The sequence below is a fragment of the Mediterraneibacter catenae genome, from assembly GCF_008691045.1.
GTDB lineage: Bacteria > Bacillota > Clostridia > Lachnospirales > Lachnospiraceae > Mediterraneibacter > Mediterraneibacter ornithocaccae.
Window position 1 is genome coordinate 74,614 of sequence record NZ_VMSO01000011.1, and the last position, 16,785, is coordinate 91,398.

At 47.6% G+C, this 16,785-nt stretch carries 10 protein-coding genes and 1 pseudogene; all 11 read right to left on the reverse strand.

What is annotated here, in order from left to right; all coding sequences use genetic code 11:
• Positions 1 to 10: 10 nt before the first annotated feature.
• The 11 genes and pseudogenes from FNY66_RS09800 to FNY66_RS09850 all read right to left on the reverse strand — a co-directional run bounded on the left by FNY66_RS09800 (position 11) and on the right by FNY66_RS09850 (position 16,732).
• The gene (locus tag FNY66_RS09800) at positions 11 to 1,684 is read right to left on the reverse strand and encodes an AAA family ATPase (protein WP_150311018.1); all 1,674 of its coding nucleotides are present in this window, start codon (positions 1,682 to 1,684) and stop codon (positions 11 to 13) included.
• A 72-nt stretch (positions 1,685 to 1,756) separates the two neighbouring features.
• Positions 1,757 to 2,143 (reverse strand): hypothetical protein, encoded by a 387-nt coding sequence (locus FNY66_RS09805; RefSeq protein WP_150311019.1) that lies wholly within the window; start codon positions 2,141 to 2,143, stop codon positions 1,757 to 1,759.
• A 279-nt stretch (positions 2,144 to 2,422) separates the two neighbouring features.
• The gene (locus FNY66_RS09810; protein WP_150311020.1) at positions 2,423 to 3,049 is read right to left on the reverse strand and encodes a DUF6661 family protein; all 627 of its coding nucleotides are present in this window, start codon (positions 3,047 to 3,049) and stop codon (positions 2,423 to 2,425) included.
• Positions 3,036 to 4,115, reverse strand: a complete 1,080-nt coding sequence (locus FNY66_RS09815) for an AAA family ATPase (RefSeq protein ID WP_150311021.1) — start codon at positions 4,113 to 4,115, stop codon at positions 3,036 to 3,038. The genes FNY66_RS09810 and FNY66_RS09815 overlap by 14 nt, the downstream gene beginning before the upstream one ends.
• Positions 4,116 to 4,567: 452 nt before the next feature.
• Positions 4,568 to 5,693, reverse strand: a pseudogene (locus FNY66_RS09820) (AAA family ATPase).
• Positions 5,694 to 5,825: 132 nt separating this feature from the next.
• Positions 5,826 to 10,193: a glycoside hydrolase family 2 TIM barrel-domain containing protein gene (locus tag FNY66_RS09825; RefSeq protein ID WP_150311022.1), complete on the reverse strand. Its 4,368-nt coding sequence runs from the start codon at positions 10,191 to 10,193 to the stop codon at positions 5,826 to 5,828.
• A gap of 24 nt (positions 10,194 to 10,217) precedes the next feature.
• The gene (locus tag FNY66_RS09830) at positions 10,218 to 11,357 is read right to left on the reverse strand and encodes a radical SAM protein (RefSeq protein WP_150311023.1); all 1,140 of its coding nucleotides are present in this window, start codon (positions 11,355 to 11,357) and stop codon (positions 10,218 to 10,220) included.
• Positions 11,344 to 12,234, reverse strand: coding sequence for a hypothetical protein (locus FNY66_RS09835; RefSeq protein WP_150311024.1), 891 nt, complete (start codon positions 12,232 to 12,234; stop codon positions 11,344 to 11,346). The genes FNY66_RS09830 and FNY66_RS09835 overlap by 14 nt, the downstream gene beginning before the upstream one ends.
• Positions 12,235 to 12,337: 103 nt before the next feature.
• On the reverse strand, positions 12,338 to 12,580 hold the full coding sequence (locus FNY66_RS09840) for a hypothetical protein (RefSeq protein ID WP_150311025.1): 243 nt from the start codon (positions 12,578 to 12,580) through the stop codon (positions 12,338 to 12,340).
• A 15-nt stretch (positions 12,581 to 12,595) separates the two neighbouring features.
• Positions 12,596 to 16,240 carry a PA14 domain-containing protein gene (locus tag FNY66_RS09845; RefSeq protein ID WP_150311026.1) on the reverse strand — a complete coding sequence of 1,215 codons (3,645 nt, stop codon included), beginning with the start codon at positions 16,238 to 16,240 and terminating at the stop codon, positions 12,596 to 12,598.
• Between the two features lie 66 nt (positions 16,241 to 16,306).
• On the reverse strand, positions 16,307 to 16,732 hold the full coding sequence (locus FNY66_RS09850; protein ID WP_229409488.1) for a PqqD family protein: 426 nt from the start codon (positions 16,730 to 16,732) through the stop codon (positions 16,307 to 16,309).
• Between the last annotated feature and the right edge of the window lie 53 nt (positions 16,733 to 16,785).

The window sequence follows — 16,785 nt, forward strand, 5'->3', positions numbered from 1 at the left end:
GTTCCCGTCTCTATTCTGCCAGTTTTACCATGCATTCCTTCCGATAGAACGCCACCCCGTATTTAAGGATATCCCGATACCCTTCCTGCCGCAGCGCTTCCTCATACTTCTGCTCCTCGATCTGATTCAGCGCTTCATCACACTTTTCTTCCAGCCCTTGATACGTCTTTGATACCTTAATCTCTATGATCACGGCTTTCCCTCTCACACTCGGGTATCTCACCAGGATATCCGGCCTGCCGTTCCCGGATTCCCGGTTGGACTGGACGATATAGTTCCCGATATTCTTTAACATCCCTGCAAGGAATCCGTGATAATAGCTCTCCTGATAATCATAAAAGCTGATGGTTTCCATCAAATTTTCAGATAATATTTCTGCCAGTTCATCTGCTTTTCCATTGAGCAGACTTTCATAGAGCGGCATCAGCTCCTTCTTCTCGGTTCTCTCCTCAAACCAGCGTAGGACCGCGTTTTTATATACATACCGCACTTCACTGTTGGGGATCGCCATTTCCATATAGATGGTCTCTCCCTCCTGACGCTCGCTGATCTTTTTCAGATAGCCGGTGAAAAACAGGAAATTCCAGAGATTATCCTGGGTGGAATTCATATCGTCGTAGGTGATATCCTCGTGAATCGGTTTCTCGATCGTGCCGCCTTCAATCAGCCGCTCGATCTCCTGCTTTACGGAAATATCTGCCTGTTCGATCAGATTTTTTACAATACTGTTGGAGCTGGTATTGGACCAATAAGGCTTCGCAAATGCTTTTTTATCATGATAGCAGGAATCTACATAGTTAATCACACTCCATGGATTATATACCTCGCTCTCTCCGAACCGATAGCCGTCATACCATTGTTTTACTATTTTCAGGTTATCTTCAAGCCCATAATCTCTCAGTATCTGTTCCACTTCCTCCGGTGTAAAACCGAAATGTTCTGCATAAGTTCTTGATGTTATGGACATGATTTTCAAGTTATTCAGCCCGGTAAAGATCGATTCCTTGCTAATCCGCAGGCAGCCGGTTATCACAGCAAATTCCAGATTATCATTGGTCTTCAAAGCTGATTCAAACAGAGCCCGGATGACGGAAACCATTTTGTCATAAAATCCGCTGAAATATGCATTCTCCAGAGGCACGTCGTACTCGTCGATCAGGATAACTGATTTTCTTCCATAACACTGGAACAGGCATTCCGATAAAAATTTCAGAGAGTCCAGGTACTCTTTCGGTTCCGCTTTTCTTCCGATAAAACGGAGATATTTTTTCCGGTCTTCTTCGTATGGAAGGCCGGGAAGCAGTTCATCGTGGCGCTTGAACTCCCTCGCCAGCTCCTCCTGCAGACAGTAGAAAGCGTCATCATATGCGGGCTGTTTCATAGATTTCAATGAAATGCTGATCACAGGATACTTTCCCATATGAGCAAGATATTCTTCTCCTGCATCCATGATCTTCATCCCCTGAAACAGTTCCGCATTGTCTGCCTTGCCCATTTCAAAGAAATACCTGAGCATACTCATGTTCAGAGTCTTCCCGAAACGGCGGGGACGGGTAAACAGATTTACCTTTCCTTTCATATCGATCAGTTCTCTGATAAAAAGGGTTTTATCAACAAAATAATATCCTGTCTGTATCAAATCCTCAAAATTCTCTACGCCAACCGGCAGCGGTATCCAGCCCATATAAAATGCCTCCCTTCCAGATGTAGTTTCATTTTACTACGACTGAAAGGGAGGCGCAAGGTCAGTATTCAGTTACTTTCCGGTCAGCTCATAGCCTTCCGGCAGGATGCCCTCGGCTGCCGCTTGGATGTCGCCTGCTGCAAAGGTATGTATCTCACCCGCCGTACCGTTTGCCGCCAGGGCTGTGGAAGCAAGCTCGCTTCCGGCAGCGTTGGTCAGGATGATGTTGGCGGTGGCGTCAGCTGTAGTAACCTCTGGGGCATCCGGTGTTCCTGTGCCTTCCATTGCAGACAGCGCCGCGCTGAAATCATCTTCATTCAGTTCTGCGAATGCCGCTTTCGGATCATCACAGATTTTCACCTGTGTAACAGAGAGGATTGTATCAGAAGCTGCCGCATTATTGATCGTGATTGTTTTTTCTGATGAAGTCTCTGCTGCATTTGCTACTGTATAGAACATATCCTTATCTGTTGTGATTGTTCACCACTTCCTTCACCCATACCATTACTGATACCAGCTTGCGGTTCGCTACACTTGGCGGTAAATACCCGTGACCGGACTTTCACCGGCAAGATTAATGCCATACTCGGCACACAACATAACAGAGCGCTGCGGCAAAAGGGTGCATGCCCTCTGCGCAGCGCTCTGTTCCGGTCTGATTCTGTTTTTCTGCTCTTCCGTAAAATCTGATGATGCCAGAGCTGACTTATACTTGAATCTCTCCGCCAAATGCAATCTTTAATTTGCCAGTCTGCTTACCTTGAAATATTTGTCCTTATATGTATGGGAATCGACAACTGCAACCTGGCAATTAAGCCAGACCAGTTTGCTTCTGATGCTTTCCTGAATTCGATACATAACCATATTTTTATTTCTGCTTCTGGGACCATTAGAGTCAAAGTCCCCCTCCAGAAACAGGATGACCAATAACTTTTTTCGGTCCCTGGGTATTTTCTCATCAACCATACTTTTCCAAAAGCAACTCAGTTCCGTACTGCTTTCCATTCTTTCAGATTTTGTCCATGCACCGTAGAGGCAGGCAATCGTCGATGCAACTTTCTGGACTACTTCTATATCCAGACTGTTGCGTCTGCTCATATCTAATCCCCGTGGTACGGATTCTATTTTACTGTTATTCACACTTGTCCGCCAGATATTCTCACTTTCATGCCCTGTACAGTTCTTAATTTCTATCAGCTGAATGATTTCTTTCGATTCTGCAAGAATATCTATCCCCTTAGCCCCAGGAAAGCTGCTAAATCTTCTGCGATAGAAATCTGTATCATCAAATTTAACTGCCTCAGTATCCTCATCAAATGTAAATCTTAAAGAGCTTTCCTCAATAACTGTATTAGCCTCTTCCATATAGCATCTCCTGCTCTCTGTCGTACAGTGAATCAAATTCCTCCATAACTGCATTATGTGTCAAATCAGACAAAGCTTCCTGCTGTTCAAAGCGGATATTGTTATTTTCATCTTTATACAGTGACAGGAACTTATATTTCAAAAGCTTTTTCCTCTCATTGCCCGGATTCGAATACAGCGCCGCCATATTAAAGCACTGCTGCACAAAATAATCATGCGTCGTAACAAATACCTGTACTCCCATTCTCGACAGTTCTATAATAGCGTCGACCAACGGTCGAATCATCTTAGGATTCATATTCGTTTCCGGTTCATCCCAAAATAAAACTGCGTTTTTCGACAAACTGCCCGAAAGAATCAGATACATAATCGTAGCTATTTTACGGTACCCCTCCGATACCAGCCCCATTTCAAATTCACCGGCGCCTTTTACTTTCAGATAAAATTTTTTATCTTTCTGTATAATGGTCCCATTTACAATCTGTTCAAAACTTTTCAATACCCGTCTTTGTTCACTGGTATTCGGACCCTTGCGCAGCGGTCTTTCTAAAAGCCTCGTCAGATCATAATACGTCTCCTCAAACGCAATATGATAATCTGAATACAGAGAACCAAAGTTTTCTGTCGCCGAAATAATCTCCTTGGGCGGTATATACACCGGACTGGTCTCCTGTATATCAGGAGGGAACGTATCCTCAATATCAATATGTTTTTCGCGCTTAGTTCCAAAACCGATCTTCACTGATCCGTTATCAGCCATATCCAGACTGATGTCCGTATGGCTGCTGCCCTGCCTGCGGTTTACAAGACGTCCCACCGCATCATTATCCGGCCGGAAAACTCCCTGCAGTTTTTCCACAAGGGCAGCTTCTATCTTATCTTTTGTCACATCGCCTCTGCTAGAACAGGCTTCCGTATAGCCCTTTAGTAATGAATACAGTAATTTAATAACCGCCGTCTTCCCTGTACTGTTCTCCCCGCTGATCACATTAATATCAGGTGAGAAATTTACATCCAGATGGTCAAAAATCATAAAATTTTCCATCGCCAGTCTGCTGATTTTCATTCCATTCTCCTCCGAATTCTCTGCGCACTTCTGATATCAATAATATTTCCCACATGTCTGTGTGTTAATCAAATTTACTTCCTGCTGCATTGATAATATTATAAATGACGAATATTCATTTGTACATAGATCCTGCAGGTTACAATTTCATAAATTTCCCTTCCAGTTCTGTCAACAGACGAACAGCCGGCACTATTGCAGTAGTGGCGGCTATTTCCTTCCAACCGGCATGCTGTATTGTTACAGCTGAACCTCTTTCTTTTTCCCGGCTATTTTCACATTTTTCCTTTTAAAAGCCATACCGTATAAAAATATATCACGGCAGCCATACATCGTCAGATCCGTATAATATGATCTGGGTTCAATCTGGACGACCGCCTTTTCAGCAAATTTTTCCAGTTCCTCGCCCAGTTCTTTCCTCTGCTTCTTCCCCGGATAAACTTTCAGTTCGATCAGTATTCCTCATCGTTTTCTGAATCATTCCCCAGGAGCGCATCCTCAAAACGGTTTGAGATTGAAAGAGGAAGTATGTCCCTGCATGAATCCAGGATCTCATCTGCATATAGCGTACGGATTTCCCTGTTCGGTATACGTACTTCGCACACACACGACGTGGACAGTGTGCGGATAATCCTCTCGATTTTTAAATATCCTGTCATCACAAGCAGGATATAGAGAGCCGACGGATCCGCAGGCGCTTTTTCCAGAGAGCCTCTGTCCAGAAGATCATACGTAATACTGTCACTGATGATCTTCTCGCAAGATTTTCCTTCCAGAAGTTCCCTCAATTCCTCCTTCAGCTCCGGATCCGCTTTCTGAAGCATGGAGCGCAGGATCGAATTGCGGCTGGTCTGGCTCCAGAATGCGTGAGCCTGACATCCGTCTGCAAAATAATTGATCACAGACCATGGATTGTAGATTTCCTGATTTCCGATCCGGTATCCGTCATACCAGTCCTGAATCTCCTCCATCCGTTCCGGAACACCGTAATATTCTGTAAGCTCTCTGACTTCCTCTCCCGTAAAACCGAAAAACTCTCCATAAGTATCGGAGGTAAGAGAATATACTTTCAGATTATTCAGATCACTGAAGATGCTCTCCTTTGCAATCCGCAGAACTCCGGTAACTACGGCGAACTGCAGCTGTGCATTGTCCTTCAGCCCTGCCGAAAGCCATGTTTTCTCAAATCCCAGCGCTTCTTCATAATACCCTTTTTCATGTGCGTCATGAATCGGGACATCATATTCGTCAATCAGTATAATCGGCTGGCGCCCTGTCGTTTTCCGGACAGCGATGGACAGCGTCTGCAGTGAATTCATGCAGGCAGTCCTCACCACATTTCCATATATTGAGCTTCTGGAAATACTCTTTTCCGCCGCTTCCCGTCTCAAAAAATGCCTGAAGCATGCTCATATTCAGAGTCTTCCCAAATCTTCTGGGACGCGTGATCAGGGTCACCATCGCAGGATGATCCAACAGTTCTCTGATCAGGAGGGTTTTGTCAACATAATAAAAACCGCCCGCCTGCAGGCTTAGAAAATCTGAGTTCCCTGTCATAAATTTCTTCTGTCTCTGCATAAAAACACCTCCCTTCCGGATGTAGTTTCATTTTACTACGTCCGGAAGGGAGGCTCAAGGCAAATGCCCCTCTCTGTTTTTATGCCGTCTGTTTTTTCCTGGCTGTTTTTACCCTATCGTTCTTATCCGGGTCTATTCTGCCAACGAATCGTAACTGACAAGCAGCGGCGCTGAATAAACATATACTGTTTTTCCTGCTTCGTTTGTATAAGTCAGGTATGCCCGGACTACATATTTTGTCCCCGGACTCTTTGGCGTCATACTATAGGTATAGGAGCCGTCAGAAGCCCAGCTCCTGACGCTGACCTTCGTCCGGCCGGCAGTATTCGCAGTCATCGACTTGGCCCCCAGCCGGGCTTTGGTCATATAAAGGAAGCCATGACCGGTAACGGTGTAATAGCCGCTGCTGTTCTGATAGCCCTCGAAGTTTCCTGTCAGTTTTATTTTCCCGTCTTTCCCCTGAGAGACGCCCAGTGATACTTCCGGCCTCAGGAGCTCTTCAGATTTTTTCAGAGAAACCGCATAGATCCTCGTCTCGCTGCCGTCTTCGGAAACTGTGAGGATACGTACTATTCCGTCTGTATATACCGGCAGCACCGTAATTCCCGCATTGACGTCTGTAGCCGCTGCCACCTTCTCTCCGGCTGCCGTATACTCATAGATATCCGGATCAAAGCCGCTGATCTCTGTGTTATCCACGGAAATGCCTGATAATGCGGCAGAACTGTTATATTCCACAGTGCCCGCATACGTCATCATCTCTGCCTCGATAATCCCCACACAGCTGGCGCCGCTGGTTCCGTTTTTCTGAGTCAGAACGATCCGTACAGCTACCGGATTGATCACCGAATCAAACGTATATCTGTACTCTGCCCCCAGAGCATCGGACTGAATCAGTTCACTGGTGTAACCGACCGTGATAAAATCTGTTCCGTTCAGTGAATACTGGAATTCCACTGACTCAGGTTCGGACGCGCAGCTGTCATAATAGTAGTACAAATTGCAGCTGTCCAGAAGCTGTGCTGTAGCCCATTGAAATGTCAGGACAGCAGAAGCACTGTTTGTCCGGTTGTTCCAGTTCGTCCACCGCTCATTCGTATTATCCGCAAAATCTGTTACGCCGTTGATAATTGAATTCAGATTGTCAGACTGGTAAGCCGGATCGATATTCTGGGTCAGACTGGAAACATTCGGAGCCACATTGGTACTGCTGCTGTTTACAGGCTCCGCCACACGCACCGTACAGGTAACCGGCAGCGTCTCTTCCCCGATAATGACCGCCGTGCCGTTCACAGTCACGATATCCCCCGCTGTGCTGAAGTCCTCTGCATCTGTGTCCTCCCATGTCACGGCAAATTCACCGGCAACAGTTCCGTCCGCCAGAACTCCCCTCACCGTATCCGGCAGAATGGGAGCCGTTCCCTCTGCGGTCACCGTGGAAATGTTTCTCAGCACTGCCACATCATCGATCACGTGCAGCCGCACCGTAACCGCAATCTTCTCCTGCCCGTCAAGATCAGGGAAGGAAAGGAGACCGTTTACCGTATAATCACCGGCAGTATTGTAGATTTCAGCGGGGATTTCTTCCCATTCAACTGTCCCTTCCGCAATGGCGCCGTCTGCAAGATTTCCGGCGGCTGCCGTCTGCAGCTCCGGCTTTGTTCCTGCCCGGACGCTGTAATCTCTCACCATTGTGTAGCTGACAAGTCCTTCCTGTTCCGCGCCGCTGTCTGCAGCAGTTGTCATAACCGTCACGCTCTTTCCGCTCAGACCGTCCGCTGACACGTCCACTGTAAAACTGCCTGCCTCATCCGTGGACCGCACAATCGCAGCAGCTTTTCCTGCATAGGCCGCGATATGGGCGGCTGTCCCGCTCTCCAGGACGCTCTTCTGCTGATATTTTTCCGTCGTCGCCTGGTCTCCGTTATCCACTCCCAGGATTTCTCCATTTCCTGACAGACTGAAGCTGACCGTGTTCACTGCCGTGGTATCCAGGTTTCCGTCTGTATCCTGAATCTCCACTTCAATATATACCAGACTCTGTCCGTCTGCACAGATCATTTCTTTACTCTGCGTCACCTGAAGCCGGTCAGGAGTCCCCGGTGTAGTTACTGTACTCTTTCCGGCTGTTTCCGTAATCTCATTTCCGTTTTCATCGAAAGCAGCTGCCGAAATCGTCCCATTTTCATACGCAACATTGAACGTGGCATAGAGACTTTCGGAACCTGAAGCAGCCACTGCGGTACAGATATCCTCATTTTCACTCTCCGCCGTATATGTGTAGTATGTATGGCCCGCCTCAGTCGTATGTACTGTCCGCACTGCAGTGCCGATCTGTTCACCGTTCCGGTACAGCTCTACCATCGGAGCATTGCTGTAAATGACCACAGGAGTCTTATTTCCTTCCGCATACATCATATTTTCACTGTCCCAGGCTGTAACCAGATGCAGCGTCGTGCTGTCCTGATTCCACTGACTGCGGTAGAGATAATAGGTATCCTTCTCGAATCCCGCTGTATCTACCGTACCGAAATAACTGCTGTTCGGCACTGCTCCCTGACGGGAAACCGATCCGCTGCCTGTACCGTTCCATGGAGTAGGCTCCCCGATATAATCCCAGCCGGTCCACACAAACTCTCCTGCCACGCTGTCGTTGACCATCGTATTGTAAATGGACTCGTGCGCCGGAATTCCCCAGCTTACGGAGGATGTATCATAGCTTGTCAGGTGCAGCTTTCCGTCTGCATCCGCATTATCTGCCTGCGAGGAATAGATTCCCCGGCTGTTGGTGGCCGATGAAGTTTCACTGGCAATAATCACGCCGCCGTACTGTTCTGCCAGACCGGCAAGGGAATCCGCCGTATTGGCATAATTAAACCCGACCACTCCGCCATTGGCCAGAATGGTATTGAGTACTGCCACCAGTCTGCTGTCTCCGCCCCGGTTGTTGTCTCCGCTTGTCACCGGGCGGCTCTCGTCCTCCTCTTCGATCCAGTTGATCAGATTCTGTGCAATGGAAGCATAGCTTCCCACCTGGGTCCAGTATGTTCCCTCCTGCACCTCATTGCACAGTGACCACAGGATTACGGAAGGATCATTGCGGTCGCGGCGCACCACAGATTTTGCCGCGAATTCCGCCCAGGTCATGTCGCTGCCGCCGCCAAGCGTCTCATTATCCCCGTTCAGGCTGACATTGAAATATCTGCTGAAATCACTGCTGTTTCCGTTCTTCGCCTCAACCCATCCGTCAAAAATCTCTTCAACAACCAGCAGTCCCAGTTCATTGCAGATATCAATAAAGTCCTCATCCGCCGGATTGTGGCTTGTGCGGACGGCATTGACGCCCATCTCTTTCATAGAGACAAGCTGCCGGTGCATAGCATCATAATAAGCCGCTGATCCGGCCGCACCTTGATCATGATGCATACACACTCCGTTGAGTTTGAGAGCTTCTCCGTTCAGGAAGAATCCCTTCCCGCTCTCAAAGCTGTACCACCGGAAGCCGAATTCAGTATCGTAAGTGTCTGTCAGCGCTCCATCCACATAGACCTCCGTGCGGACCGTATACAGGTTCGGCTCATCGGTACTCCACAGCTTCGGACTGCCCACGACCGGACTTGCTGTAACCTCCGCTGTCTCCCCTGCTTTCAGGGCCATGACATTTTCCACAGTATCCGAAACCGCCGCGGTTTCTTCCACCTTACCGCTCCCTGCGATATCTGTATGCTCATATACCGTGTTCTTCACCGTCACTTCTGCATCGCTGCCGCTCTCATTGCTTACTTCCACCACTGTCCGGACGGTACCCTTACCCTCTGCGATATCGGGCGTAGTCACATACGTTCCGTTATATGCCACATGGACCGGATCCGTAACGGTCAGAGTCACATCCCGGTAGATTCCGCTTCCGGAATACCACCGGCTCGACGGTATGTCGTTTACAGCTTTCACTGCAATCACATTTTCCGTCGTCCCGTCGCAGGTCACATAGTCCGTAATATCAAAGGCGAAGGAAGAATATCCATAGTGGTTCTCTCCCACATAATTCCCGTTCACATACACATAAGCGTCTGAATACACACCGTCAAAGCTTAAAACGACCCGTTTCCCTGCTTCCGCTTCTGAAAGTGTAAAGCTCTTACGATACCATCCCGTCCCGCCCGGAAGGAAACCGCTCTCCGCCTCCCCGGATGTTGTGAAATCCTGACTGATGCTGAAATCATGGGGAAGCGTCACTTCCTCCCATCCGGAATCATCAAATCCTGCACCGGACGCGCTGCTGTTGTCCCCCAGATAAAATTTCCAGCCGCTGTTAAAATTGCTCTCCCTTCCTGTAACCGTACCGGAAGAGACCGGAACTGTCTCTTCCGGCCCCGCCACAGTTCCCGGCGTATCCTTCACCGCCTCACCTGCCGCCAGTGCCGAAACCGAACTGCCGCTCATCACCATTGCAGCGGACAGCATGCCTGCAAGCAGGCGCTTCATCTGTTTTTTTGCCATCTTTACCTCTTTTCCTCCATCTGCTTAACTTTCCGGAACGGAAGCCAGAACGTCTTCCGGCAGCTTTTCCAGAAATTCTTTATAATACTTTGCCGCGTATTTTGCCTTCTCGCAGAGATAGACCGGCCGGCCGTCAAAGGAACCGGTCTCATTATGAACCATCGCCGCACAGGAAAAGCACACGGACCTGTTTACACAGTTTGCGCACACCGGACTGTAGCGCAGCTGCTCCGTCCAGTCTACCACTTTCTGCCACGCCTCCTTCAGCGTGTAATCCTTCAGACTGATCTTCGGGATATCCATCATCCCGCAGCCGCTTAAGTTCCCCTGCCAGTCTACCCAGTAGCTGCACCTCCCCGACAGACATCCCATCTCCCGGGGCGGCTTTGCAGCGGCTTCCGCAAGGATTTCCGGAGTCAGTTCGGTGAAATGCCGGGCGTTGCGGGCCAGAACGGCGAAACGCTCCGGAGGGAGCTGCCTCCAGTCGTTCAGCACCTGATAATATGCCGCTTCCTCCGGAGTAAAGCGCCCTTCGTAATTCCCGCTCTGCCCGGTGCGCCGGACAGGAGGGAACATATAGGTTGCCAGACGAAGCCCCAGACCATACTCGTTGGCAAAATCCGACATCTTTTCCAGATCCGCCGCATTATCCGGCGTCAGGCTGCAGTTAAACTGAAAGCGGATTCCATTTTCCGCCAACAGTTCTACGCCCCGTCTGACTTTATCGAATCCATGGGGATCACCGCAGAGTCTGCCGTAGCTCTCATTGCTTCCGCCGTACAATGTGATATTGATGCGCGTGGGCGGCGTTTTCTTCAGCCACTGTAAGATTTCTTCTGTGATGCAGCTTGCGTTTGAATTGATGCTGACCTGCATCCCCATTTCACACATCGCCTCATACAGTTCCCTGATATGCGGATAAAGAAATGTCTCGCCGCCGGTCAGGAGCGGGAATATTGTTCCCGCTTCTTTTGCCTGCCTGGCAGCATCCAGCCAGAATTCCAAAGGTCTTACTCCGCCTTCACGCTCTGCTTCCTCCGCATTTCTGCGAACATAGCACATTTTACAGTTGAAATTACACAGAGGACTCAGTTCAAAGGCACCGGTCAGAGGCACGCGGTCCTTTGTCGCCTGTTTATAAAGTCTGTCTTTAATTGACGCCATACGGTATCACCCCATCTTTCATTAGTTGCTCTTTCATACAGAGGACTGCCCTGCGATCCGCCGTACAGGTCAGCAGATAAACGGGATACGCTTCCATAAAATCCAGCCAAAGATTCTGCAGAATTCCTATTTCCTCCGCATTCCATATATCTGCAACTGTCTGTTCCATCAGATATTTCAGTGCCTTCCGAATCGTCAGACGTTCCACCTGGTTTTCCACCCCCTGGCGCAGTACAACAACAGCGCCCGGCAGAAGTTTCCGACTGCTGTAGACCGGATCGCTGCCGTCTACCGGATAACCGGTCGTATAAAATGTCCTCTCTTCTTTCTGTATCAGTGCCCTGTCATTACTGACAATCTCTGCATCTGTGTATTGATTCCACAACCTGGCCTGCGTCGTCTTTCCCGTCTGGCTCGGCGCAGTAAAAATCACAGCTTTTCCGCCCGTGAGAATCCGGCTTGAATGCAGGACCAGCGCCTGATATTTTGCCAGTACCTGCCGGACAGGGAACAACTGCAGGATCTTGCTCACCCTGCGGATCATTCCCGGGAACTCTTCTTCATTAAGGTAAAACACAATTTCAGAAAAGTCCGGCGTATAGACCGTCACCGCCGCACTCCCTTTTGTTCCTCTCTTCGCAGCGGCCAGAAAATATCCATTCTCATAATAATACTCAAGCAGCAGGTCCTCCCCAACCATCCGCTGTGGCAGCCTGAATTTTTGTTTCATTACTCTGACATAAACCGTTATATCTGCCTGTCCAGTATCTGTACAAAATGTCCGGATCTCATCTGTAACGGACAGGGGAACTTCTGAAATCAATTGTATACACAGCCTGCCCAGTAAAAGGTTGACTTCATATGTTGTACTTTCCATCTCCCGCTCCCTGCATAAAAATATCCGAAGCTGAAAACAGGGCCGGCAGGCATCACTGCCATACCGGCCCGTTTTTCTGAACACTTTTTATCAAGCTAAGTTTTTAAGATATCATCAGAGTTCCTACACCAGCGCTCAGATAACATGTACAGCTGTCCTCGTAGAAATTGAGCGGCAGTGATCTGGCATATGTCTGTGGTCCGAAATCTGGTTCATATTCCTCGCAGACCGGATGTGTATCATCTCCAGGCCCAAGACTGACCTTCGTCTGGCATCCCGCCGCAATCGCTGTATTGAGCTCGTATTCATCAAACTCAACCGTCGGCTTTTCATAACCTGCTTTCATTTCCTTTTCCCCTCCTTATTCGGCTACGGCTATTATAGGTTCACTTGCAACGCCGTCCGCATTGTATGCAATAACCTCATAGGTTGTTCCTTTTGTTACTTTTTTAAAGCTCAGAGCGAAGGAATAGGTGTTTCCTGCTACTCCCGGGTCAACCCTCTCACCGTCTATTGTGATATAAGCTACATCCTTAGATGTTGCAGCATTGACCGTTGCCTTCTTGGTCAGTTTTGCGTAGTTCACATGCACATCAAAACGCTCCGGCTCGAAAACTGCCGCATCGTCTGCCGGTTCCTCATCTGAGTCATCTGTAAAGGAATAGTTGGACGGCAGAAGATAAAGGGTCTGCGCCTCAATATCTCCCCCTTCAATATCCTCTGAATAACCGATATCAAACTCGTCTACCCCGGTCACCTTAATATTTGTCAGGCTGACAAGACCGGTTGCATTGCTGATTGTAAGAGTTCCAAGCGCAGTTTCCTCTGTTCCGTCTTCATCCAGATCGAGCATCTCTACTGTTACATAATCACTGACATCATAATAGCAGTCCGCGCTGTTATTCAGACTGACTGTTCTGCCGCCGACCTGAACGGAAGCCGTATTATTTCCCGGCGTCTTCATACCCAGATACAGATTGTATCTCTGTGAATCCCAGTTGAGCAGACAGAAGGATGCCGTATAGTCTCCTTCATTCAAATAGAGCTCCTCATTCGGTCCAATACTGGTATAATCTTCCGGATTCTGGATATTGTCATTTATATCCGTCAATGTAACAAAGCTGTCGCCTCCTAAACCGATCTCCTTGTCCGCGGCAATCTTGGACCTGATATTGATCAGCGCAATATTACTCTCTCCATCAGATGCATACGCGCTTTCTGCTCTGTCATCATTTACTACCGGCTGATATACTCTGATGCCGTCCAGATAGAATTCTGAGCCGGACTTGTCGCTGCCTGTGATCAAATTGCCAGTCCCATCTACTATTCCGTTTACCGGAGTGTTTGCCTTGTATACGGTCACTGTCACTTCGTATGTACCATAATCAAGTCCGCTGTTGTTATATACAGGGATATTGTACAGCGTTGTGTTTGTAGCAATATTTCCGATCATACGCATATCAATATACTGGCGGTCTACATTTTCACCGTCTTTTGTAATCTCTACTTTGATATACGGACTGTCTGTAGAGATGCGGCTGTAAATTGCCGTACCCGTACCGGTAAATTCATAAGAAAACTGCGTTGCATAATTTGCAGTTGATACATATTTTGATGTACCATAACTGTCACCGACGTTGTTCAGATAAACCGCATCTGTTCCATACGTACTGTCAGAGGCTGTTCCTACTTCGCCTTCCTCCTGATATGCTCCGTATTCATTTCCGTCTTTTATATCTTTCCATTCAAGGTTATTCCTATATGTAACCATATCGGAAAAATTCTCTTCATAATACATGGATGTTGCCGGAATGATATAAATGTTAGCAGTTTTTTCTATTGTTTTAGATGTTTCTGTGTCTCCCGTATTTCCTGAACCGGTAATCTGTACGGTATACTGAAGAGTAACCACCCTGTCCAGAGGTTTTGTCAAAGTATATGTAATAGAGCCGTCGTCATTCAAAACAGTTTCCCCGTATTTGCCTGATTCACTGATGTACTCTCCGATTTCTTCAACCTTTGTTATCTTTGCAGTCTCTCCGCGCCAGACATCATTTTCCATGACATTTTCCAGCTTAACAGGCAGGCCGTAATCGATCACATATGTATCGTCGGCAAGTGCTGCTCCGGGATTCGGAAGGTTTTTGTCCAGGAAGTTCTCGCATACAAAGGAAATGGAATCTGCGGCAGTCGAAGAACCGCTTGCCTGCACTGTCATCCCTGTAAAGCCGCTCGCTTCTTCTGTAACTTCTGCCCCTCTGATGTTTGAACTGTAGGAGTACTCCGGTTCTTTATAACCTGATTCAAGCAGGCCGTCTTCCACAACATGATAAGCTTTTCCTTCTTCACTGATATCTACAATGAACCTTGCTTCCTGATTATTCTGCAGTGTAAAATGTCCTCTGCTGTTCGTAGAAGCGGTTCTTATCAGCTCACCATTTTCGTATATATAATATGTCTTATTGGCAAGAGCAGTCTCACCCTCATAAATGGTAAATCCAAAGTTAACATTATCGATGGACGCCTGTTCCGCATCTGTCAGAGGCGACTTATTCCCCTCATTATCCTTTGCCTGAGAAATTTCTTTCGTGACAGAAACCGTGTCTCTCTGGGGCAGGTTGAATCTGATCAGACAGTTTGTAGCGCCCTGTCCACGATCCATATAATAAATTGTCAGCTTATGACTTCCCTGGGAAGCAAAACCCGTCAGCGTCGTACCAAGAGCAGTATACAGATTGGTCTGGCTCAAAGAATCTTCTGAAGGATTGCTGAGGCTGGAATCTGTTGCTTTATCGCCTACTTTACCATATTTCTCTGCCGTCAGAGTCACATCGCCTGTGGAGAAATCAATCGTACCGGTAATCGCGTCATGGGTTCCTCCGATATCCAGAGCCAGTACCCCATCAACATATACCCACACATCGTCATCGCCTGAGAAGGAGAATTCAATCGGATTTCCCTCTGCGTCTTTTCCATCGTCTGTCATCTGGAAATCAACGGACGTAACCATACCGAAACCATATGTAGGTTTATTATCACTTAATGTATATGATGTAGTCTGCTGATCCTCATCTGCCGAGGTGCCCATATATGCCCTCTGGGTCTGACTGCTGACATCTTCGAACGGCTGAAAGCCGCACATAGGGCTCTTCGGGGTATCGGCAGAGAAGGATACCGGCTTGTCCGCAATAGTCATTTCCTCATTGGATGAGGCTTGTCCATTTTCAAAGTACACCGCCCATTTATCGCTGTTCAGTTCATAGTAACCGGTAGCCTCATCATAGACAAAGGGAACTTGTACGTTACTATAAACATCTGTGTACTCGTTATTTTCAGAAGCAAATAAGTTTGCCGCATTTACATTATCACTAAAGGGAGCATTGCTGCTTTCATCCAGGTCTGAAGCTGCCAGACCGGAATAAATGTAATAGTTCTGGTTCGTACTGCTCCATTTACTGAAGGACGGAACATACTGATCTTCAGGTTTATTATCGGAGTTGGTAAAGTAAAATCCCTTGCCCTCGTAGCCGCCCTGCTGCAGTCTGTAGAGGGTAATCGTCGTATTACCATTTGTCGTCTGGCCGATCTCCTCATAGGAATTGCCATTGAAGTAATAGAGGGTGTAAGTTGTTTCGTAGTGCCATCCCCATTCCCAATAGCGGTCAGTTACCCGGGTATAATAAACCGGATAATAATCCTCTCCTACTTTATGCAAATAACTGGTTTCTCTGTACTTGCTCGTCTCCTGTGCAGCCACCTCATTATACCGCACAGTTGTTTGCTGATAGTATTCTCCCTCTGTCCGGTCAGCTTCTGCCGTTGCTCTATTTGCCGCAGCTTCATCCCAACGGTACATCGTGCTGCTGAAATACTCTACCGGCAGCGTGCCGCTTCCGGGATCCACATCAACATCTGTCGCCGCAAACGCTGTCGCCGGCATCAGTGATGCTGCCATTCCAAACGTAAGAATCCCCGCGAGGATACGTTTGGATATTTTGTTTTTCATAATGATCTCCTCCTTCATCTGCTTATTTTTCTATTATGAAATTGCTGTTCGCAATGGACAGCCGTATCAGCTCCGGATAATGAGCTTTCTTGTAAGAGCCAGTTCCAGAAATGCTGTCACGTCCTCCAGACTCTGTTCTTCTGTTAATTCATATTCTTCGGCAAAAGCTATACTCAATTCCTTAAGCGTACGTTCCTGCTCCAGAAGTTTCCACAAAAAGACTCCAGTCTTATTTAAGGAAGCCAGACCGTTGAACTGTCTTGCTGTCTCTCCGCTGGGAATTAAAACAAATTCCCCCGCAATCTCCCGATAAATAAATTCAGGATTTGTACGGAATTTTTCTGCCAAAAGCCATATGATCTCTCGTCCTTTTCCCTTCGTCATCCAGCTTTGATGGCGCATTTTATCCTCATACTCCTCTGAATTAGAGATAATTTTTCCTTTATTTATATCAGTGCAAGCCACAACAGGTTTTTGATATTCCTTTTTCATAAATTTATTTAATTCCTTTTCGTTTTGATTCTTTTAGTACAATTTCTGTCCAT